The sequence below is a fragment of the Nonomuraea sp. B5E05 genome (assembly GCF_039880665.1).
Taxonomy (GTDB): Bacteria; Actinomycetota; Actinomycetes; order Streptosporangiales; family Streptosporangiaceae; genus Nonomuraea.
Map to the genome: position 1 here is coordinate 161,306 of NZ_JBDPMJ010000007.1, position 20,526 is coordinate 181,831.

General features: G+C 69.6%; 16 protein-coding genes and 1 pseudogene. 8 read left to right on the forward strand and 9 right to left on the reverse strand.

Going from position 1 to position 20,526, the window contains the following annotated elements; all coding sequences use genetic code 11:
- Window position 1: 1 nt before the first annotated feature.
- The 7 genes from hisC to ABGB01_RS15495 all read right to left on the reverse strand — a co-directional run bounded on the left by hisC (window position 2) and on the right by ABGB01_RS15495 (window position 9,338).
- The gene (hisC, locus tag ABGB01_RS15465) at window positions 2–1,060 is read right to left on the reverse strand and encodes a histidinol-phosphate transaminase (RefSeq protein ID WP_347773977.1); all 1,059 of its coding nucleotides are present in this window, start codon (window positions 1,058–1,060) and stop codon (window positions 2–4) included.
- Between the two features lie 51 nt (window positions 1,061–1,111).
- Entirely contained in the window at window positions 1,112–2,653 is a 1,542-nt protein-coding gene (locus ABGB01_RS15470; protein WP_347773978.1) for a protein kinase, read from the reverse strand.
- Window positions 2,654–2,754: 101 nt separating this feature from the next.
- Window positions 2,755–3,420 carry an NUDIX domain-containing protein gene (locus tag ABGB01_RS15475; RefSeq protein ID WP_132506484.1) on the reverse strand — a complete coding sequence of 222 codons (666 nt, stop codon included), beginning with the start codon at window positions 3,418–3,420 and terminating at the stop codon, window positions 2,755–2,757.
- Window positions 3,421–3,477: 57 nt separating this feature from the next.
- Complete coding sequence (locus ABGB01_RS15480) at window positions 3,478–5,265, reverse strand: DUF4434 domain-containing protein (protein WP_347773979.1); 1,788 nt, start codon at window positions 5,263–5,265, stop codon at window positions 3,478–3,480.
- 33 nt (window positions 5,266–5,298) lie between these two features.
- Complete coding sequence (locus ABGB01_RS15485; RefSeq protein WP_347617449.1) at window positions 5,299–6,387, reverse strand: glycosyltransferase; 1,089 nt, start codon at window positions 6,385–6,387, stop codon at window positions 5,299–5,301.
- Between the two features lie 19 nt (window positions 6,388–6,406).
- Complete coding sequence (locus tag ABGB01_RS15490) at window positions 6,407–7,654, reverse strand: nucleotide sugar dehydrogenase (RefSeq protein WP_347617450.1); 1,248 nt, start codon at window positions 7,652–7,654, stop codon at window positions 6,407–6,409.
- Between the two features lie 133 nt (window positions 7,655–7,787).
- Window positions 7,788–9,338 (reverse strand): glycosyltransferase family 4 protein, encoded by a 1,551-nt coding sequence (locus tag ABGB01_RS15495; RefSeq protein ID WP_347773980.1) that lies wholly within the window; start codon window positions 9,336–9,338, stop codon window positions 7,788–7,790.
- 188 nt (window positions 9,339–9,526) lie between these two features.
- Here ABGB01_RS15495 and wecB point away from each other — a divergent pair, with 188 nt between their 5' ends.
- Together wecB and ABGB01_RS15505 are read left to right on the forward strand one after the other, a co-directional pair.
- Window positions 9,527–10,657 (forward strand): UDP-N-acetylglucosamine 2-epimerase (non-hydrolyzing), encoded by a 1,131-nt coding sequence (wecB, locus tag ABGB01_RS15500; RefSeq protein ID WP_347773981.1) that lies wholly within the window; start codon window positions 9,527–9,529, stop codon window positions 10,655–10,657.
- A gap of 150 nt (window positions 10,658–10,807) precedes the next feature.
- Entirely contained in the window at window positions 10,808–12,820 is a 2,013-nt protein-coding gene (locus ABGB01_RS15505; protein ID WP_347773982.1) for a glycosyltransferase, read from the forward strand.
- A 4-nt stretch (window positions 12,821–12,824) separates the two neighbouring features.
- On the opposite strand, the gene ABGB01_RS15510 is transcribed toward ABGB01_RS15505, so the two are convergent.
- Window positions 12,825–13,463, reverse strand: coding sequence for a hypothetical protein (locus ABGB01_RS15510; protein WP_347773983.1), 639 nt, complete (start codon window positions 13,461–13,463; stop codon window positions 12,825–12,827).
- Window positions 13,464–14,013: 550 nt separating this feature from the next.
- On the opposite strand from ABGB01_RS15510, the gene ABGB01_RS15515 reads away from it, so the two are divergent.
- The 5 genes from ABGB01_RS15515 to ABGB01_RS15535 all read left to right on the forward strand — a co-directional run bounded on the left by ABGB01_RS15515 (window position 14,014) and on the right by ABGB01_RS15535 (window position 19,062).
- A complete protein-coding gene (locus ABGB01_RS15515; protein WP_347773984.1) occupies window positions 14,014–15,441 on the forward strand; it encodes a hypothetical protein in 1,428 nt (475 codons plus the stop codon).
- Between the two features lie 193 nt (window positions 15,442–15,634).
- Entirely contained in the window at window positions 15,635–17,746 is a 2,112-nt protein-coding gene (locus tag ABGB01_RS15520; protein ID WP_347773985.1) for a nitrate- and nitrite sensing domain-containing protein, read from the forward strand.
- A complete protein-coding gene (locus ABGB01_RS15525) occupies window positions 17,743–18,150 on the forward strand; it encodes a roadblock/LC7 domain-containing protein (RefSeq protein WP_347617457.1) in 408 nt (135 codons plus the stop codon). Before ABGB01_RS15520 ends, ABGB01_RS15525 begins: the two co-directional genes overlap by 4 nt.
- Window positions 18,147–18,509, forward strand: a complete 363-nt coding sequence (locus tag ABGB01_RS15530) for a DUF742 domain-containing protein (RefSeq protein WP_347773986.1) — start codon at window positions 18,147–18,149, stop codon at window positions 18,507–18,509. Before ABGB01_RS15525 ends, ABGB01_RS15530 begins: the two co-directional genes overlap by 4 nt.
- The gene (locus ABGB01_RS15535; protein ID WP_347617459.1) at window positions 18,490–19,062 is read left to right on the forward strand and encodes an ATP/GTP-binding protein; all 573 of its coding nucleotides are present in this window, start codon (window positions 18,490–18,492) and stop codon (window positions 19,060–19,062) included. The genes ABGB01_RS15530 and ABGB01_RS15535 overlap by 20 nt, the downstream gene beginning before the upstream one ends.
- A gap of 126 nt (window positions 19,063–19,188) precedes the next feature.
- On the opposite strand, the gene tnpA is transcribed toward ABGB01_RS15535, so the two are convergent.
- On the reverse strand, window positions 19,189–19,605 hold the full coding sequence (gene tnpA, locus ABGB01_RS15540; protein ID WP_347774209.1) for an IS200/IS605 family transposase: 417 nt from the start codon (window positions 19,603–19,605) through the stop codon (window positions 19,189–19,191).
- Between tnpA and ABGB01_RS15545 the strand changes: the two are divergent.
- Window positions 19,535–20,374: pseudogene (locus ABGB01_RS15545) on the forward strand (transposase); the annotation flags it as partial. The gene tnpA and the pseudogene ABGB01_RS15545 sit on opposite strands and share 71 nt — an antisense overlap.
- Window positions 20,375–20,526: the final 152 nt, after the last annotated feature.

Consider the following 20,526-nt stretch of genomic DNA (forward strand, 5'->3'; position numbering starts at 1 on the left):
CTTACCTGGCGAAAGTGGCGGCGGCGGCCAGGAACACGTCATTGGCCTCGGGAGAGCCGATCGAGACGCGTACGCCCTCCTCCGCGAAGGGCCTGACCGCCACGCCCTGCGCCGCGCACGCGGCGGCGAAGTCGAGGGTGCGCCCACCGAGCCGGAGCCAGACGAAGTTGGCCTCGGTGGGCGGCACCGTCCAGCCCTGCGCGAGCAGCGACTCTCGCACCCGGGTGCGCTCCTTGACCACCTGCTCGACCCGGTCGAACAGCTCGTCCTCGGCCCGCAGCGAGGCGATGGCCGCGACCTGCGCGAGGTGGTTGACCGCGAACGGGATGATCGTCTTGCGCACGGCCGACGCCACCGGCTCCTGCGCGATCAGGTAGCCGACCCGCAGGCCCGCCAGCCCGTACGCCTTGGAGAAGGTGCGCAGGACGCAGACGTTGGGCCGGTCGCGGTAGAGGGTGAGGCCGTCGGGGACGTCGTGGTCGCGGACGTATTCGTGGTAGGCCTCGTCCAGCACGACGAGCACGTGCCCGGGCACGCGGTCGAGGAACGCCTCCAGCGCGCCGCGGCGGATGGCCGTGCCCGTGGGGTTGTTGGGGTTGCACACGAACACCAAACGCGTGCGGTCATTGATCGCCTCGGCCATGGCGTCGAGGTCGTGGTCCTCACCGGCCAGCGGCACCTGGACCGAGGTGACCCCGGCCAGGTCGGCGAGGAGCGGATAGGCCTCGAAGGAGCGCCACGCGTAGACGACCTCGACCCCGGGCTCGCCCACCGTCTCGAACAGCTGCTGCGCCACCGTGACCGACCCGGCCCCGAGCGCGACGTGCTCGGGCGGCACGGAGCAGCGCTCGGCGATGGCCTCGGTCAGCTTGGTCGCACCGGGGTCGGGGTAGCGGTTGATCTGCCGCGCCCCCTCGGCGATGGCCTCGACCACGGACGGCAGCGGGTCGTACGGCGTCTCGTTGGACGACAGTTTGTACGACCGCCCATCGGGAGCCGCTACGGCCTTGCCCGGTTTGTACGGGGCCATGGTGTCGAGAATGTGGCGGAAACGAGGCATGGCCCAACTGTAGAAGGCTCGGCGCGGTGAGGCATCACCCCGTCCCCGCCTTCAGCGGAGCTTGACGAGGGACGCCTGGACGAACCTGGCCGCCCTGTCGCCCGCGGCGAACCCGGGTCTACGCGTGGTGACGGCCACCTGCACCCAGACGTCCGACGAGCGGAAGGTGATCTCGGTCTTGTAGAGCTGCCCGCTGAACGAGAAGGGGGACTTCTGGGTGAAACTGAACGCCTCGTCCCCGACCTTCGGCCCCTTGCGGAGCTTGGTCCCCGGGACACGTTTCGGCTCTTCCTTCATGGTCACGACCGACTGGTCGAAGGCCATCTCGACGCCCATGGCCATGCGGCTCGCCACAAGGCTCACGTTGCTGCCGTCGTCCCGCTTCCACCCGCAGCTGGCGGCGACGACGAACTGGCGTTTCGCCGGCCCGCCGAGCAGTTTGCGCACCTGCGCGCCGGTCAGCAGGTCGCATGCGTCGAAGTCGCGGGTCTTCTTCTTCGGCGCCGACGGAGACGGAGACGGCTGCACGCTCGCGAACGTCTGCGGCACGGAGTAGGTGGTGCGGGGCGTCACGATGAACGCGATCGTGCGGATGATGTTCGGCATGAACGGCACCATGGCCACCGCCGCCGCCGTGACCAGCGCCACCGCGATCGTGGAGCCCACGACGACCCGCCGGCGCGGGCGGCGGAGCAGGCGGCCGGGCACGGTCCGCTGCGCGCGCAGGGCGGGGTCGGTCGTGGGGTTGCCCTGGGCGATGGCGTCGAGCCAGCCGGCCACCTGGTCGGAGGTGCAGCGTCGCGCCGGGTCCTTCTCGAGGAGGGCGGCGAGCACGGGTGCGAGCGGGCCGGCCCGCCGGGCGGGGTCGGGCTCCTGCATCAGCACCGCCGCCATCACGGCCGCCTGGTTGGGCCGGGCGAAGGGCGGGGCGCCCTCCACCGCCGTGAAGAGCGTGGCGCCGAGCGACCACAGGTCGCCGAGCGGGCCGTCGGCCTCGCCGCGCAGGCGCTCGGGGGCGATGTAGCCGGGGGAGCCGCTCAGGAACCCGGTCTGGGTGAGCTCGGCGTCACCGGAGACGCTCGCGATGCCGAAGTCGGTGAGCAGCACCCGCCCGTCGTCGGTGAGCATGACGTTGGCGGGTTTGACGTCCCGGTGCAGGATGCCCGACGCGTGGGCGGCGCCGAGCGCGTCGAGCATGCGCGTGCCGATCCAGGCCACCTTGTGCGGCGGCAGCGGCCCGTCCTCGCGTACGGCCTGGTCGAGGGAGTGGCCCCGCACCAGCTCCATGACGATCCACGGCCGCCCGCCGTCGAGGACGACGTCGTGCACGGTGACGATGGACGGGTGGGAGCGCAGCCGCGCCGCGGCCCGCGCCTCGCGCAGCGTGCGCTGGGTCAGCTCCTCGCGCGACGCCGCGTCGAGGTCGGGCGGCAGCTTGACCTCCTTGACGGCGACCTCCTGCTGGAGCAGCTCGTCCATCGCCCGCCAGACCGTGCCCATGCCGCCCTGGCCGAGCTCCGCCAGCAGCCGGTAGCGGTCGGCGAGCAGCGGCGTCACCGGGCCGTCGCCGGCGCCGAAGGGCTCCCCAGGCATCCGCCGTCTCCCCTCGATGTCGCGACCGGCCCGCATCCTGACATGTGATCTTACGGGCGTACGGAGCTGAATGTCCGGTTTTCTGGGTAAGCGCGAGCTCGTCAGTCTTTGAGCGTGCGCAACATCGGCGGGTGGAGCAGCTCGGCCGGCCCCCGGCGGTAGAGCTTGGCCGGGCGGCCCCCGTCGCGGGTCGTGGTCGCGCCCGTCTCCACCAGGAACCCCTCGGCCTTGGTGACCTTGCGGTGGAAGTTGCGGGGGTCGAGCAGCCGGCCCCAGACGATCTCGTAGACGCGGCGCAGGTCGGCCACCGTGAAGTCGGGCGGGCAGAAGGCCGCCCCCAGCGGGGTGTATTCCAGCTTGGAACGGGCCCGCTCGACGCCGTCCTTCATGATGCGGCGGTGGTCGAAGGCCATGACGGCGAGCGAGTCGACCGGCTGCCAGCTCATGTGGGCCTTCTCCGAGGCCGGCAGGTCGGGGGCGAGGCCGAGGTAGGCGACGCTCAGCACCCGCTGGCGGGGATCGCGGTCGGGATAGCCGTAGGTCTGGAGCTGCTCCAGGTGCACGGGCGCCCCGGGCAGGCCGGCCCGCTCGGCCAGGATGCGGTGGGCGGCGGCCGGCAGGTCCTCGTCGAGCTGGATGAAGCCGCCGGGCAGCGACCAGCGCCGCAGGAACGGCGGATTGTCGCGCCGCCACACCAGCGCGCTCAGCGCCTGGTTGCGGACGGTGAGCACGACCAGGTCGACGCTGACCGGGATGCTCGGGACCATGGCAGGCACGTTACACGCAGCCGCGGACGGGGAGCGAACGGTGCGACGGCCCTCGGGTCAGGTGTCGATCCGCACGTGTAACGGCTCCGTCGTCGACTGTCCTGACGGCACCTTCACCCCGATCCTGACCCACTCTCCGGCCGGCACCTGCGACCAGTTGAACGGCACCCACGCGGTGACCATGCCCTCGGGCAGCTCCTCCAGCGGGTCCTCGTCGAGCCAGCCGACCGCGGACACCACGAGCTCCTGGGTCCCGCCGGACCACTGGATGGTGACCGTGCCGCCCCTGAAGTTGTAGCCGCGCACCTCCACGCCGTCCTGGACGTCACGCCCGCGGCGGATCGCGTCGACCGCGATGGGCCGCTGCCAGTCGGCGGTGATCTCCTGCTCCAGCGAGGGCCGGCCGCACGTCATGAAGTCGCTCCACATGTAGGAGACGATCTTCTGCACGTAGCGCCCGGCCATGGTCACGGCCTGGTCGAGCCGCTTCTTGTCGGTCTTGCCGCGGGTGCCGTGCGGGGCGCACGGCTCGTCGCCGGACGGCTCGAACGCCTCCACGTTCGCCCACAGCTGCACCTCGTAACCGGCCATGAGCAGCTCTTCGCGGGCGATCGACATCTCGCGGTAGTAGTCGCGCGTCGAGCCGTGGTACGCGGTCTCGTACGTCGACTCCCCCACCACCGGCCGCAGCCGCTCGTCGACCTCGCTGTCGCGCTCGTCGGGCCAGAACAGGCCCACCTTGCCGGTGCCGCGGCTGTCCTGGGGCGCGATGATGCCGACGCCCGTCTTCGTCAGCGCCCTGAACCCCTCGGCCACCTGCCTGGGCGTCTGGCCGAACGCCACCCGCGTGCGGGCGTCGAGGTAGGGGCTGATCAGGATGGGCTTGCGGGGTAATTCCTGCTCCACGATCCGGTGCTGGTCGGCGTAGACCTCCAGCGTCGGGTTGTCGGCCAGGGTGTCGGACATCTGGACCTCGAACGGCTGGTAGACGCCGCCCAGCGACTCGCGCTCGGCGAAGCGCACGCCGTAGTCCTGCAGGATGCGCCGCGTCACCGTGGTGAGCGTGTCGATGTGCTTCTTGTTGGCCCTGGTCGGCGTCTTGGGGTCGCGGGGCGCGAGCGGCAGCGCCGGGAAGACCCGCATGCCGAACTGGTCGGCCAGGTCGAGCAGCTCCTTCAGGCTGTCCGTGGGCTTGCCCGCGATCAGGATCATGTCGTAGGAGACGGCCTTGCCGCTGAAGTCGCACGTGGAGTCGTCAGAGCCGTCCGGCTGGGTGATGAGCCGGAAATAGGTGCGCTTGGGTGTCTGGATGGCGTGTTCCATCTCGGGGCAGCGGAACAGGCTCTCGCCGAACGACTCGTCGGTTCGGTAGACGTACGTGCGGCCGATCCGGTTGCCGGGGTTGGCCTTCTTCAGATCCCGCTCGGCGGCGTCGTGACAGGTCAGGCCGTCCTCTTCGCAGGCCTCGTACAACGAGTCGAGCTCGCCGTCCTTGGTCTTGATCTCGCCGGAGGCGGTGACAGGGCGATATTGCAGGCCGTAGCCGATCCTGATGATCGTGTCGCCGCCGACGCTGTGGATCTCCTGCAACTGCTTGCGCCAGGTGCAGGGGTTGGACTTGGGGGTGATCCAGTAGCCGGTGACGGCGTAGGGGGCCTGTTCCTTGGTCTCGAACGTTCCACACCGGTCGGTGACCGCGCTCACCTTCGGCGTCGGCTGGGTGCTCGACGGCTCGGGCGTGGCCGGCCGGGCGACCGGTTTCTCCGACGAGATGGGGAACACGATGATCGCCGCCGCCACCACAGCGACGATGGCCGCGCCCACAGCGAGGAAAAGCCAGCGCACGTTCAGGTACCTACCGCCCTTGAAGGAGAACCGTTATCGGCTGAGGCCCGCCCACGACTCCAGCTGGGCGACGAACCGCTTCGCGGAGTTGGGCCAGTGGTGGTTGGTGCGGGCCGCCGCGTAACCGCGTGCCCCCTGGGCCCGTCGCTCCCGCACGTCGTCGCGGAGGGTCAGCACCGCCTGCGCGACCGCCTTGGGGTCCTCCCACGGCACGACGACGCCGCTGTCGTAACGTTCGACCAGCTCGACAGCGCGCGGGGAGGGGGTGGTGATGACGGGGATGCCGTGGGCCATGTACTCAACGATCTTCGTCGGCATGGAATGCCGGTAGTTGGGCTCGTCGTGGAGTAAGGAAAGCCCGGCGAGCGCGCCGTCGAGCCGCTTGAGCGCCTCGTCGTTGGGCATGAAGTCGCGCCATTCCAGCAGGCCCTCGGTGACGGCCTGGTTGAGCATCGGGCGGCTCTGCGGGTCGGCGTACCCGATCAGCTCGACGGCCACGCGGTACGGCTGCAGCAGCTTGGCCACCTCGACGGCCTCGATCACGCCCCTGGCCCGCGACAGCCAGCCGAGATAGACCACCCGGTCGTCGCCCGGCGGGGTCACGGAGTCGGGCACCCACGTCTCGTTGGGGACGATGGGGTGGGCGTCCTTGAACCGGCCCGCGTACGCCGTCTCGGCCAGCATCAGGTGCATGTGCCGCTCGGCGGTGCCTTCGAGCATGCGGGCCATGAAGCGCACGGGCGGCCGCAGGGGCGAGGGGAGCCAGGGCTTCAGCGAGAGCGTGGCCGGGGTGTCCTCGTGCACGTCCCACACCACGGGCGGCCTGTTGCGTACGCCCCACACGGCGAACAGCAACTCGGGGTCGTGGACCAGGACCAGGTCGACCTTGTCGCGCATGCGCTTGAACAGCCGCCGGGCGGCCCACACCGCGGACAGGCGTTTGCGCTGCGCGGCCCTCGGCAGATCGACGCCGGTGACCCAAGGACGGGGGACGACGCCGAAGGCGGTGAACGACGCCGCGTACGTGACCTCATGACCGGCGTCCACGAGAGCACGGATCTGCCGATGCAGAATCCTCGCGTCCTCGGGGTTATGCACCACCGTCATGACGAGCACGTGCACTGCGCGCAGCCCTCCGTCGCTACAGCCGCTCGACGCGTTCACCCTCGGCGAGAACGCCTCGGGTGTCCAGCACGAGCTTGGCTTTCGCCTCGACCATGTCGAGGTCGAACGCGGCGTGCTGCTGCAGGAGCAGCGTCACGTCCGCGTTGGTCACGGCCTCGGCGAGATCCTCCTCACGCGGCACCGGGGTGCCGTCGACCGACCACTCCTTGACGTACGGATCGGCGAACGAGAGCTCCGCTCCCAGCTCCAGCAGCGCCCGCGCCACCGGGAGCGCCGGGGTCTCACGTTCGTCGGCGATATCCGGTTTGTACGTGACGCCGAGCATAACCACTTTCGCGCCGTTCACGGGCTTCTTGTTGCTGTTCAGCAATCGCTGGACCCGCGCCACCACGTACGACGGCATCCGCTCGTTGATCTCCTGCGCCAGCTCGACGAACCGGAACGGGTAGCCGAGCTTGCGCACGGTGTAGGAGAGGTAGGACGGGTCGACGGGGATGCAGTGCCCGCCGACGCCCGGTCCCGGCAGGAACTTCTGGAAGCCGAACGGCTTGGTCGCGGCGGCCTCGATCGACTCCCACAGGTCGATGCCGAGCTCGTCGCAGAAGATCGCCATCTCGTTGACGAGGGCGATGTTGACGTGCCGGTAGGTGTTCTCCAGCAGCTTGGCCATCTCGGCCTCGCGGGTTCCGCTGACCGGCACCACCTGCTCGATGAAGCGCCCGTAGAACGCCGTCGCGCGGTCGCGGCAGGTCGGCGTGTAGCCGCCCACGACCTTGGGGGTGTTGTGCAGCCCGAACTTGGGGTTGCCCGGGTCGATGCGCTCGGGCGAGAACGCCAGGTGGAAGTCCTCGCCCGCGACGAGCCCCGAGGTCTCCAGCAGCGGCCTGGCCACCTCGTCGGTGGTGCCCGGCCAGGTGGTGGACTCGAGCACGACGAGCGTGCCCTTGCTCAGGTTGCGGGCGACGGTCTTGGTGGCGCCCTCAACGGCCGACAGGTCAGGACGGTGGTCCTCGTCGAGCGGGGTGGGCACGCAGATGACGATGGTGTTGCTTCTGGCCAGCACGGTCTCGTCGAGGGTGGCGCTGAACCCGTTGGCCAGCATGTGCTCGAGGTCCGCGTCGGTCAGGTCATCGATGTAGGACTGCCCGGCGTTGAGCGCGTCGACCTTGCGGGGGTCGACGTCCACGCCGACGACCCGCAACCCGGCGGCCGCCGCCTCTTTGGCGAGCGGCATGCCGACGTAGCCCAGACCGATGACAGCCAAGTCGATTTCTGTCACAGCTGTGCCTTGAGGAGCCGGAAACAACACTTCATGGTCGCAAAGGTTATCTCAAGTCCACCTAGCTCACGCCTAATGCGACCGAACCCGTCGTAAGAGACAGCTAACACCAAGGTCATCATTCACCAAGAGACTGGTATAGAGCTTGATAAGTCTCGGCAACCCGGCTCCAGGTGCGCTTCGCCGCCACTTCGGTCCGTCCCGCATCGCCCATCTCCGCACGCTTGGCGGGATCTTCCCTGAGCCCGGCGAGCGCCTTGGCCAGCGCGGCGGGATCGCCGGGCGGCACGAGCATTCCGGCGCCGTCGGAGCCGACGAGCTCGGAAAGCGCGGGCAGATCGCTGAGCACGACGGGCTTGCCGAGCGCCATCGCCTCGACCGGTTTCAATGGCGTAACAAGTCGGCACACGCGAAGGTCCTCGCGCGGGCAGACGAAGATGTCGATGGCGTCCTGCGCCTGCAGCGCCTCCTCGGGACCGACCCGCCCCGGCAGCACGGCGTCGCTCAGGCCGAGCTCGTCGACCAGCTCGAGCAGGTTGTCGCGCTCGGTGCCGTCGCCGACGATGAGCACCCGCACCGGGGTGCGGTCGTCACGCAGCAGCGCGGCGGCCCGCAGCAGGGTGGCGAATCCCTCGTAGGCCACGATGCTGGACACCGACCCGACGACGATCTCGCCGGGCTCGATGCCGTACGCCTGCCTGAACGATGCACCGTCGTAGTGGGCCGACAGCAGCGAGTCGTCCACGGCGTTGGGCGCCAGGTGGATCTTCTCCCTGGGCACGCCGCGCTCGACGATCTCGGCGGCCATCGTCTCGGCCAGCGTCACCACGGCGTCCGCCTCGCGCATCAGGAAAGCCTCGCGCTCGCGCTGGAGCACGTGCCGCTGGCTGCCGACGCGGATCGGGTCGCGCGAGGCCCAGGTCTCCTCCAGGAAGCCGCGCACCTCGTAGACGAAGGGCGTGCCCGTCCTGTCGCGCACGGCGTGGGCGATCGAGCCGTTGCGGTGGTCGGTGGCGGCGTGCACGACCCGCGGCCGCAACTCGGTCACCAGCTTGGTGACCCCGTCGGCGCCCCTCGTGATGCGGCCCTGGGTCTCGAACGGCATCTCCCCGTGCCCGTCCGGCAGCAGCCGGTAGTAGGGGATGCCGTCGATCTCTTCGTACGGGGCCGCGTCGGCGTGGCCCTGCAACATCGGCCAGCCCCAGCTCGTGACCACGTGCGGGTCGATGCCCGCGGCCTTCTGCGAGCTGACGATGCGGTGGGTGCGGACGGTGTAGCCGGCCTGCGTGTACGGCAGCGCGTTGGTGACGACGTGCAGCACGCGGTTCTCGACCCGGCTCAGGATGGCCACCTTGGGCCCCGGCGGGATCGGGTCGGGGCTGATGGCGGCTAACTCGCCGCGGTAGTAGGCGGCCCTGCGCTTGACGAAGGGGTATTTGGTGTGCGCCTCGAGCACGGCGGCGGCCTCGCTGACGCGGCCGGCGTCCCAGTGGGTCTTGGCTTCGTTCCACGGCCCCTTGACCACGCGCATGCCGAACTTGCGCACCATGCGCCGGGCCCGGCGCGCGGCCGGCCAGGCCACGCTGCCCACGATCGGCCGCATACGGGGCGGCAGCGTGTCGGCGGCGGCCTGGGCCACGCGGACGGGGTCGGATCTGACCTTCGTCATGACCACCCGGGAAACGATGATCGGGTGCTGGACGAAGCCTTTGAGAAGTCCACCGACGCCGGCACGGGCGGACTTCGCGGAAACCCTGTCGGATGAGCGGGAGGAGTCTTGACGACTGGCGTCGGATGCCACGCGGTGACCGTACCATAGGCAGCGTTTTTTCCCTTCCGCTATGAAAGGCGAGGTCAATGAGGGAGAACCCCCTGGTCCTGCACGTATTGGGTGCTCGTCCCAATTTCGTGAAAGCGGCCCCGGTGGTCCGGGCACTCGGTGAACTCGGCGTGCGGCAGGGCATCATCCACACCGGTCAGCACTATGACGCGCTGATGTCGGACGTGTTCTTCGCCGATCTCGGCCTGCCCGAGCCGGTGGCGAACCTGGGCGTCGGCTCGGGCAGCCACGCCACGCAGACCGCGGCGCTGCTCGTCGGCCTGGAGGAGGTCGTGCAGGAGCAGGAGCCCGACCTGGTCGTGGTGTACGGCGACGTCAACTCGACGCTGGCCGCGATCCTCGTCTGCGCCAAGCTGGGCGTGCGGACCGCGCACGTGGAGGCAGGGCTGCGCTCGTTCGACCGCGGCATGCCGGAGGAGGTCAACCGGGTCGTCACCGACGCGCTGGCCGACGTGCTGTTCGCCACCTCGCCCGAGGCGTTGTCCTACCTGGCGTCCGAGGGCGTGCCCGCGTCCAAGGTGCACCTGGTGGGCAACCCCATGATCGACAGCCTGTACGCGGCCCTGCCCTCGCTGGACCCGGCGCCCGTGGTGGAGCGGCTCGGCCTGCCCGGCCGCTACGCCGTGGCGACCCTGCACAGGCCGGCGAACGTGGACACGGCCGAGGCCGCCAAGGAGCTGGTCGACGCGGTTCTGGACGTGTCGCGGCAGATCCCGCTCGTGGTGCCCGTGCACCCGAGGGGCAAGGCCCGGCTGGCCGAGGCGGGCCTGGTCGACGGCCCGTCGGTCAAGGTGGTGGACCCGCTGGGTTATGTGGACTTCCTCTCGCTCGTCCGCGGGGCTGCGCTGGTGGTCACCGACTCGGGGGGCGTGCAGGAGGAGACGACCGTGCTGGGCGTGCCCTGCCTGACCGTGCGGCCCAACACCGAGCGGCCGATCACGATCACGCACGGCACGAACCGGCTGGTCACGCCCGCACTGCTGCCGGCGGCGGCGGAGAAGTCACTGGCCGACGGCGCCTCGACGCCGGCGGGCGAGCTGCCGGTGTTGTGGGACGGCCAGGCCGGCCCGCGGATCGCCAAGGTGATCTCCGCCTGGCTCAAGGGGGACAACCTGGCCCCTGCTTCTCAGGGCAAACGCCCCGAATAGTGGCCATTTCCGCCGTAGCATGATGTACCTCCGCTGAGCGTTAGGCGTCCCACCATGGCCGACAATCCCCGCGGGGGGCAGGCCCCCCGTGTTCCCCCCGACAATCTCGGTGCTTCGCACGATCTCTCTCAACACGAACCCGAGGGGTTCGTGTACCAGCGACTCGGCCCCGTCAACTGGCTGCCCGAGGACCGCAAGGTCGTCGAGCGGTACGAGGCGGAGCTGAGAGAGTTGCGGCGGCGACTGGAGATCGCCGAGGCCAAGGCCGCGTACGCCGGCTGGAAGCTGGAGGCCACGCAGGCCAAGCGCACGTTCAAGCTGGGCGAGGCGCTGGGCTCGAAGAGCCCCGGGAAGATCGTCGAGGCGGTCAGGTCGAAGCAGAAGGCCCCCAAGCCGCCCACGCCCGTCACCGAGGCCATCGAGGCGGCGAACAACCGGCCGCCGCTGGTCGACGTGCCGGCGGTGAAGTGGCCGGCGGGCCCGGTCAACAGGCCCGACCTGAAGGTCGCGGTGATCCTCGACGACTTCTCCAGGATGGCCTTCCGCTACGAGTGGGACCAGATCGAGTTCGGGCTCAAGGACTGGCCGGAGATCTTCGCGGACAAGCGGCCCGACCTGCTGTTCTGCGAGTCGGCCTGGCACGGCAACCAGGGCCGCTGGCGCTACCAGATGACCGGCACCAACGCTCCCAAGGAGCCGCTGCGCGACCTGGTGGCCTGGTGCAGGCAGGAGGGCATCCCCACGGTCTTCTGGAACAAGGAGGACCCGCCGAACTTCGACTTCTTCATCGACACGGCCAAGCTGTTCGACTACGTGTTCACCTGCGACGGTGACATGTTGCCGAAATATCGCGAAGTTCTCGGACATGACCGGGTGGACGTGCTGCAGTTCGCCGCCCAGCCCCGCGTGCACAACCCCATCCAGCAGCGCCAGGGCCGCCTGCACGACGTGGTGTTCGCCGGGATGTACTTCCGTGACAAGCACCCCGAGCGCCGCGAGCAGATGGAGACCGTGCTCGACCCGATCAGGGAGCTCGGTCTGCACATCTTCGCCCGCAACGGCGAGGTGGACGAGAAGTACGCCTGGCCGGAGAAGTACCGGCCGCACATCGTGGGCGAGCTGCCCTACGACCGGATGCTGGCCGCGTACCGGATGTACAAGGTCTTCCTCAACGTCAACTCGGTGCTGGACTCGCCGACCATGTGCGCCCGCCGCGTCTTCGAGCTGTCGGCCTGCGCGACCCCCGTCGTGTCGGGGTGGTCACGGGCGATCGAGGAGACCTTCGGCGAGCTCGTCCCCATCGCGCGCGAGCCGGTCGAGTCGTACAACCAGGTGCTGCACCTGATCAACAGCCCCGAGCTGCGGGCCAGGACGGGCCACCTGGCGATGCGCGAGGTCTTCGACAAGCACCTGTTCTCCCACCGCGTCGACCAGATCCTCCAGCTCCTCGGGCAGCGGACGCAGACCCGGTCGCGCTCGATCTCGGTCGTGCTGCCCACCAACCGCGCCTCCCAGATCGAGCACGCGATCTCGTCGGTGGCCCGCCAGATCCACCGGCCGCTCCAGCTCGTCATGGTGCTGCACGGCCTGGACATCGACCCGGTCGTGGTCGCCGACAAGGCCCGCATGGCGGGCATCACCGACGTCGTCGTCCTGCCCGCGGACGCCTCGCTCTCGCTCGGCGCCTGCATGAACCTGGGCATCGCCGCCGCCGAGGGCGACCTGATCGCCAAGATGGACGACGACAACCTCTACGGCGAGCACTATCTGTCGGACCTGGTCAGGGCGTTCGACTACTCCGACGCCGAGCTGGTCGGCAAGGGCGCGCACTACGCGTATTTCGAGGGCATGAACACGACCATGCTGCGCCTGCCCGGCCTGGAGCACCGCTACTCGTTCCTCGTCCAGGGCGGCACGTTCCTCGGCAAGGCCGACATGTTCCGTTCGTACGGCTTCGCGGACATCACCCGCGGCGAGGACACCCAGCTGGTACGGCGGCTGAAGGAGGACGCCGTCAAGATCTACTCGGCGGACCGCTTCAACTTCGTCTACTGGCGCAGCGCCGACGCCTCGATGCACACGTGGCAGGCCGACCACATCAAGCTGACCCGCAACGCGCAGTTCGCCTTCGTCGGCCGCCCTGACGACCACGTGCTCATCTGACCCGTCAGGCGACCTGTTCGAGGTTCTTGTCGGCGAGGCGGGCCAGTTCGTACAGGCCCTCCGCCTTCACCTTCTGGCCGACCACGAGCATGCTCATGACCACGGTGCCCCGCCTGATCATGACGGAGCCGATCTGCGCGTTCTTCTCGCCGCCGGCGGCCGAGGTGAGGTAGGCCCGTGACTCGTCGCCCTTGGGCGGCATCTTCAGCGTCCTGGTCTTGTACGTCACCTGCGTGCCGCCGACGTCGGCCGTGTAGGAGGCGCACTGGCGCGGCAGCGGTTCGGGGAAGGACTCCGACGGCAGCGACACGACCGCCTGCGTGATCGAGCCGCGCTCGGCGGCGAACGCGATCACCGCGGCGGGCGCACCCGCGATGTCGGGCTGCTCGATGTCGAGCTGGGCCGCGCCCGCGCACTCCGGCCGCTGCAGCTTGGCCTGGCGCAGCGCGGCGATGCCCTGCTGGGTGGACTTGAGCTTGCCGAACGCGCCCAGCTCGGGGCCGTAGGCGACGTGCATGCCGTCGGGCACCGGCAGCAGGGCGGCGCGGAGCTTGGCCGAGGCGGCGGACGGCGAGGACGCGGACGCCGAGGCGGCGGGCGCCTGCGGCTCCTCCCCGGAGGAACATCCGGCAAGGGCCAGCATGCCCAGACATATGCCAGAAATGGTCTTAAGCATATACGCTCCAATTCACTCGCGCGGCATTGTCGAAAACGCTAGAGGAAGCGGAGAGTACGCAGCCGAGCAACGTCGCTATTCGCGGAATTCAATGGTTTCGCGGCTTTTTCCGGTTCCGCGGCCTGCGAAGGGCGCCGCGATCGTGCTGGTCAGGCACTCACCACTCCCGGACGGAGGCCGCCAGGAGGCAGCGAAGGGGTGCGTGCCGGTCACTTGACTCTCCGGTCTGACATGCCGGACGGGTGACCCGATCAGGCATTCGCCGTAATAGGTCGCGCAAAATGTTTCTCGAACCACTGCGCGGCATGACGCCGCTTTTCACCCGGCTGCTGATGATCACGCCATGGGCCTGACTCCACGCGACCTCGGGATGAAACAGATCATTTCCCGCCGGGACTTCTTCGACGGCATAGCCGTGAGCGCTCTGGGGAGCCCGGTGGCGGCACGAGTGGCGCATGGCGCCTCTGGGCAAGCTGAGACGCCTCAGAACGCCGCGTACGGGCCGGGTGGCTTCACAGTGCGGGGAGACACCAGTGAGGCGCTCAGCGTGCCGCACGCGCTGCGGGACGGGCGGTTCTGGGCCCACGCGGGCGCGCCGGAGGCGACAGGCGAGCACTACGACCTCGTGGTGGCAGGCGGCGGGCGCAGCGGGATGAGCGCCGCCGCCGAATGGCTGCGGCGCGATCCCGGCGCCTCCGTCCTCGTCCTCGACAACCACGACGAGGCCGCAGGGCAGGCCCGGCGCGACGCGCTGCGCCGAAGGACCCGCCAGGGAGCCGGGCGGGAACGGCCCGACGGCGTGATGTGCGACGCGGAGACCTTCGGCGCGGACACGCTGGTCAGGCTCGCCTCACCCGGATGGGCCGACGAGGCGCCGATCGCCGAGCGGGCCAGGCGCGACCTGCGCATGCTCCACGAGGACCCGCCCGACTGGTTCCCCAGGCTGTCGGCGGAGGAGAAGCAGGAGCGGCTGGCCGCGCTCACGTACTCCGAGTTCCTGCTGCAGGTGTGCGGCGTCCATCCCGACGTCGAGCGGTTCTGCCGGACCATGCCGTGCCGCGAATGGGCCTACGACACCCGGGCCTTCGGCGCGATCGACGCCTGGGGCTCCGGCTATCCGGGGTTCGCCGGCCTCGGGCTCGACCGGGACAAACCCTCCCGGCTCAACTCGCCCAGCGTGCGGCAGGAATGGCAGGCCGGCGCCCGAGATGACCACGACGCCCCGCCGCCGTCCGACGGCCGGGCGCGGCTGCGGTTGTCCAGCCCGGTGGTGTTCGCGCGCGACGGCGCCCAGGCCGCGACCGTGGGCTACTTCGACGGCCACCAGGTCATGACCGTCGAGGCCAGGGCGGTGATCCTGGCCTGCTGGAGCGCGGTCGTCCCGTACCTGGTGCCCGAACTCCCCGAGGACCAGCGGCGGGCGCTGCGCTCGGCGATCAGGGTGCCGCTGCTGCACGCCACGGTGCAGGTGCGCGACGCGGGGGCATGGCGGCGGCTCGGCGTCCAGCGGGTGCGCTGGACGGGCGCGTACTGGTGCTTCTGCGAGCTCGAACCGCCCGCCACCGTGCACCTCCTGGCCGCGCCCTGCCGCTCCGAGCTCGGGCCGGGCGCGGGCGCGGCGGCGGGCAGGCGGGAACTGGTCAGGACGCCGTACGGGCGGCTCGAGCACACCATCCGCGACCAGCTCGCCCGGCTGCTCGGCCCCGCCGGCTTCGACCCCGCGTCGGACATCGAAGCGATCACCGTCGACCGGTGGGGGCACGCGAACACGCCCGAGTACTGCCGGCCCTGGCACCCGTACCATCCCGACGGGCCCTTCCCCGCGGACGTCGCGCGCAGGAGGTTCGGCAGGATAGCGATCGCGGGCTCCGACTCCGCGCCCGTCGGCCGCGCCGACGCGGCCGTGTCCGCCGCGCTGCGCGCCGTCGGCGAACTCGCGCGATGACGCCGTGGCTGCCCTGATCCTCCCAATAATCCCGGTAATGAACGTCTTCCCCCCACTGCGCGGGGACCATAAACGGTGCTAGTCTCCTGTGCGATCTTCCGGAGGTGTATTTACACAAGGTGTGGAAATGCCCCCGACTCGAGGTTGGGACATGGGCTCGCGAAACCGGTCAATTCGGTTCAAGATCTTCTTATTGCTGCTGCTACCCCTCCTGTCTCTGAGCGCGCTGTGGGGTTTCGTCCTCAACCTCACCATGGGCGACACCCAGTCACTACTCCGGGCCGACACGCTCTACCAGACGATCGGTGTGACCTCCACCGACCTGGGCTTACAGCTGCAGGCCGAACGCGTGCGCTCGATGGAACCGCTCACCGCGCGTGAGCTCTCCGAGGTGCTCGGCAGCCAGCGCTCCCGCACCGACAAGGCCGTCGACGACTTCCGCCGGGCCGTCGACGAAGCCGGCGACGCCGTCGACGGCGACCTGCGCCGCCCGATCGGCAACCTCAACGTCGCCCTCGACCGGCTCGGCCAGATCAGAGCAGGCGTCGACGAGAGCCGCGGCAACCGCCTCACCACGCTCAACGCCTACAACCACGTGCTCGACCGGCTCTTCCTGGTCTACGACCACCTGGTCACCGTCTCCGACCTGGCCATCTACCAGCAGGCCTCCGCGATGCAGGCCATGGGCATGGCCCGTGAGTACATCGCCAGGGAGCACGCCCTCATCGTCGGGACGCGCGGCGCCGAACGGCTCAGCGAGCCCGAGGCGGCGGCCTTCACCGAGTACGTCGCCTCCAGGAAGTTCCTGCACGCGCGCGGGCTCGCCGGGCTCGACGTGCGGCTGCGTGAGCCGTACAAGCTGGTCTTCGCCACCGACCCGTTCCTCTCCTTCACCACCCTGGAGGCGCGCGTCGCCGGATCCGGCGAGCTGCCCGCCGAGGAGGACCGCTGGCACGAGGTCGTCGACCGGCTCACCGCCCAGCTCGACGAGATCGGCGCCGAGTCGTCCGCGACCGTGGCCACGCGCGCGGCAGAGGCCGCCGGCTCCACCATCGTCAAGATCGCCATCGCGGGCGGCGTCGGTTTGATCGCGGTGCTCGCGTCAATCATCATCTCTGTACGCTTCGGTCGCCGCCTGGCCGGCGAGCTGGGCGGGCTGCGTTCCGCCGCGGTCGAGCTGTCGCAGACCCGGCTGCCCGAGATCGTGGCGCGGCTGCGCAAGGGCGAGGACGTCGACGTACGGAAGGAGACGAAGGCGATCAAGGTGAGCGGTTCCGCTGAGATCACCGACGTGGCCAGGGCCTTCGGCTCCGTGCAGCGCACCGCCGTCAACGCCGCGGTCGGCCAGGCGTCGCTGCGGCGCGGCGTCGGCCAGGTCTTCCTCAACCTCGCCCGCCGCAAGCAGGGCCTGCTGCACCGCCAGCTCGCGCTCCTCGACGGCATGCAGCGCCGCACGCACGACCCCGACCGGCTGGAGGAGCTCTTCCGGCTCGACCACCTGACCACCCGCATGCGCCGCCACGCGGAGAGCCTGATGGTGTTGTCAGGCGCCGAGCCAGGAAGGGCCTGGCGCAAGCCGGTTCCCGTGATCGACATCGTCAGGGCCGCGGTCGCCGAGGTCGAGGACTACACCAGGGTCGCCGTGGAGGCGATGCCGGTCAGCGCGGTCGACGGCACCGCAGCGGCCGACATCACCCATCTGGTGGCCGAGCTGGTCGAGAACGCCACCATCTACTCGCCGCCCGACACCACGGTCCAGGTGCGCGGCGACATGGTGAGCAACGGATACGCCATCGAGGTGGAGGACAAAGGCCTCGGGCTGTCGGCCGGCGAATACGCCCAGTTCAACGCGCTGCTGGCCGCGCCACCCGAGTTCGACCTGGCCGACAGCGACAGGCTCGGCCTGTTCGTGGTGGCCAGGCTGGCCGAACGGCACGGGATCCAGGTGCTCCTGCGACGCTCGCCCTTCGGCGGCACGACGGCCATCGTGCTCGTGCCGCGGACGATGGTGACCGACCAGGCGACGCTGGAAGCGGGCGGCGGCGACGGCAAGGCCGCCCTGCCGAGCCGTACGAGGAAGAAGGCGCTCGCGGTCGTGACCTCGGGCACCCACGCCGGGCTGCCCAGGCGAGTGCGTCAGGCCAAGCCGGCGCCGCAGCTCAAGCAACAACCGCCTGAGCCGGAGCCGCAGGCCGAACGCTCTCCCGAAGAGGTACGCGACCTGTTCTCCGCGTTCCAGCGGGGAACGCAACGCGCCCGAGAAGAAGCCTCTGAGGAGGGGCCCATGAGTAAGGGGGATGCATGAGTGTGCCGGCCACCAACACCGGTGAACTGAACTGGCTGCTGGACGACCTCGCGACGAGGGTCGCCGCGGTCCGCCAGGCGGTCATCCTGTCGACGGACGGCCTGGCGGTGGGTTATTCCAGCGCGCTGACCCGTGACGACGCCGAGCACCTGTCAGCGGTGGCGGCCGGGTTCCAGAGCCTGGCCCGCGGCACCGGGCGGCATTTCGGCGGCGGCGACGTGCGCCAGACCATCGTGGAGATGGAGAGCGCGTTCATGTTCGTCACCGCGGCCGGACAGGGCACCTGCCTGGCCGTCATCGCCGATGCCAGCGTGGACGTCGGCCACATCGCCTACGAGATGGCGATGCTGGTCAAGCGGGTGGGTCAGCACATCAGCACCAACCCACGCGCTGGAGCGTCATGAGCGATAGCCCGCAGTGGTTCGATGAGGAGGCGGGGCCGATCGTCCGGCCCTATGCTCTCATCCGCGGTCGCACGCGCTCCTCCGGAGACACGTTCGACCTCGTGGCCACCGTGCGCGTCATCGGCGACCCGCCTGACGAGCTCGGCCCAGAACAGCAACTGATCCTGCGGGCAGCGCGAAACCCGATCTCGGTGGCGGACCTGGCCGTCGAGATCGACCTGCCCGTCGGCGTCGTCCGGGTCATGCTCGGCGACCTGCGTGACAACGGCCTCATCTCGGTGACGTCGCCCTCGGCTGGAGGGGCGCGCTCTAACGAGCGCATTCTCAAGGAAGTGATCAATGGACTCCGTGCTCTCTGAGGACCCCGTCGCGCTCAAGATTCTTGTCGCAGGGGGGTTCGGTGTCGGCAAGACCACACTGGTCGGGTCGATCAGCGAGATCAAGCCGCTGCGCACGGAGGAGGTGCTCTCCGACCGCGGGATCGGCGTCGACGACCTCGACGGGGTGGAGGCCAAGTCCACCACCACCGTCGCGATGGACTTCGGCCGCATCACGATCCGCGACGGCCTCGTGGTGTACCTGTTCGGCACGCCGGGCCAGGAGCGGTTCTGGTTCATGTGGGACGAGCTGTCCCACGGCGCGCTGGGCGCGGTCGTGATCGCCGACACCCGGCGGCTGACCGACTGCTTCCCGTCCGTCGACTACTTCGAGCAGCGCGGCACGCCGTTCGTGGTGGCCGTCAACTGCTTCGACGGCGCCGCCCGGCACAGCGTCGACGACGTGCGCATCGCGCTCGACCTCGATGACGACGTACCGGTGATGCTCTGCGACGTGCGGCGGCGCACCTCCGCCAAGGAGGTCATGATCACTCTGGTCGAGCACTCCTTGCGGACCCTCGCCTCCGCGAACTGACGCGCGGGCCCCGCTACCGAATTTGTCGGTAGTGCTCCGGCCTTCAGGCCGGAGGTGAAGTCGACTCGCCCGTGTAGCGGGGCAGGAACAGCCGATTCGCCGCCAGGCATATCGGCGTCTTTCGGCTCAGGCGGGACGGTTGTGTTGTTCGATGTACTGGTTCAGGACACTGATCGGGGCTCCGTCCACCGATCCGGCGAAGTAGGAGCCCGACCACAGTTTGCTGGCCCGGTAGTAGTGGCGGGCCAGTTCGGGAAACTCCTGGCGCATCCGCCGCGAGGAAACGCCTTTGAGGCTGTTGACCAGCTTGGACAGGGCGACCTTGGGCGGGAAGGTGACCAGCAGGTGGACGTGGTTGTCCTCGCCGTTGAACTCGCGCAATTCGGTCTCGAAGTCGGCGCAGACCGCGCGCATGATCTCTTCCAGCCGGGTCAGGTGCTCGCCGGCGAAGACCTGATGCCGGTACTTGGTCATGAAAACCAAATGCGCGTGCAGGGCGAAAACGCAGTGTCTGCCGGTTCTGATATCGCTGTACCCGGCCATAAGCCAACTGCAGGGTGATCTCGTGCAGTTGCGGTACTCCTTCCGGATCGACCCGACCCCTGGCCAGCGCATCGCGCTCGCGCGGGCGTTCGGGTGCGCCCGGGTGGTGTTCAACGACGCGCTCGCCCTGCGCGACCACGCCCACCGGCAGGGCTTGCCGTTCATCACCGACGCGCAACTGTCCCGCCTGGTGATCACCCAGGCGAAGCAGACACCGCAACGCTGCTGGCTTGGCGAGGTGTCGGCGGTGGTGCTCCAGCAGGCGCCCGCCCCGCCACCGACCGCCACCGGGACCGAGGCCGGGACCGAGGTGGGGCTGTCGCATTTCGCGGTGCTGTCGGACGGGCGGAAGATCGACAGCCCGCGGTTCCTGCGCCGGGCGGAGAAGAAACTCAAGCGGCTTCAGCGCATGCTGAGCCGCAAGCAGAAGGGATCACGCAATCGGGCCAAGGCCCGTGTGGCTGTGGCCCGGCAGCACGCCAAGGTCGCCGACGCGCGCCGCGAGTTCGGTCACCAGACCTCCACCCGCATCATCCGTGAAAGCCAAACGGTGGTCGTGGAGGACCTGGCGGTCAAGGCACTGGCGCGCACGAAGCCGGCCAAGAGCGTGCACGATGCGGGCTGGTCGCAGTTCGTCGGCATGCTGGAGTACAAGGCGAAACTCCATGGCCGGGTCTTTGTGAAGATCGGCAGGTTCCTCCCCTCCTCCAAGCTGTGTTCGGCCTGTGGGAGTCTCGCTGAGAGTATGCCGTTGGACGTGCGGGAGTGGACCTGCCGGTGTGGGGTGACCCATGACCGGGATGTCAACGCCGCGCTCAATATCCGGGCCGAGGGGCTGCGGATCGTCGCCGCTGGACGGAAACCCGTGCCTGAGAGGGGCGCAACGCGGCACAGGCTGAATCTCCGGCGTTCACGCCGGGG

Bases quoted from the DNA above. Each gene is read 5' to 3' on its own strand.
- wecB (WP_347773981.1), top strand. From the start codon at position 9,527: ATGAGGGAGAACCCCCTGGTCCTGCACGTATTGGGTGCTCGTCCCAAT.
- ABGB01_RS15530 (WP_347773986.1), top strand. From the start codon at position 18,147: ATGAGCGATAGCCCGCAGTGGTTCGATGAGGAGGCGGGGCCGATCGTC.
- hisC (WP_347773977.1), bottom strand. From the start codon at position 1,060: ATGCCTCGTTTCCGCCACATTCTCGACACCATGGCCCCGTACAAACCG.
- ABGB01_RS15475 (WP_132506484.1), bottom strand. From the start codon at position 3,420: ATGGTCCCGAGCATCCCGGTCAGCGTCGACCTGGTCGTGCTCACCGTC.
- tnpA (WP_347774209.1), bottom strand. From the start codon at position 19,605: ATGGCCGGGTACAGCGATATCAGAACCGGCAGACACTGCGTTTTCGCC.
- ABGB01_RS15495 (WP_347773980.1), bottom strand. From the start codon at position 9,338: ATGACGAAGGTCAGATCCGACCCCGTCCGCGTGGCCCAGGCCGCCGCC.
- ABGB01_RS15510 (WP_347773983.1), bottom strand. From the start codon at position 13,463: ATGCTGGCCCTTGCCGGATGTTCCTCCGGGGAGGAGCCGCAGGCGCCC.
- ABGB01_RS15535 (WP_347617459.1), top strand. From the start codon at position 18,490: ATGGACTCCGTGCTCTCTGAGGACCCCGTCGCGCTCAAGATTCTTGTC.
- ABGB01_RS15470 (WP_347773978.1), bottom strand. From the start codon at position 2,653: ATGCCTGGGGAGCCCTTCGGCGCCGGCGACGGCCCGGTGACGCCGCTG.
- ABGB01_RS15525 (WP_347617457.1), top strand. From the start codon at position 17,743: ATGAGTGTGCCGGCCACCAACACCGGTGAACTGAACTGGCTGCTGGAC.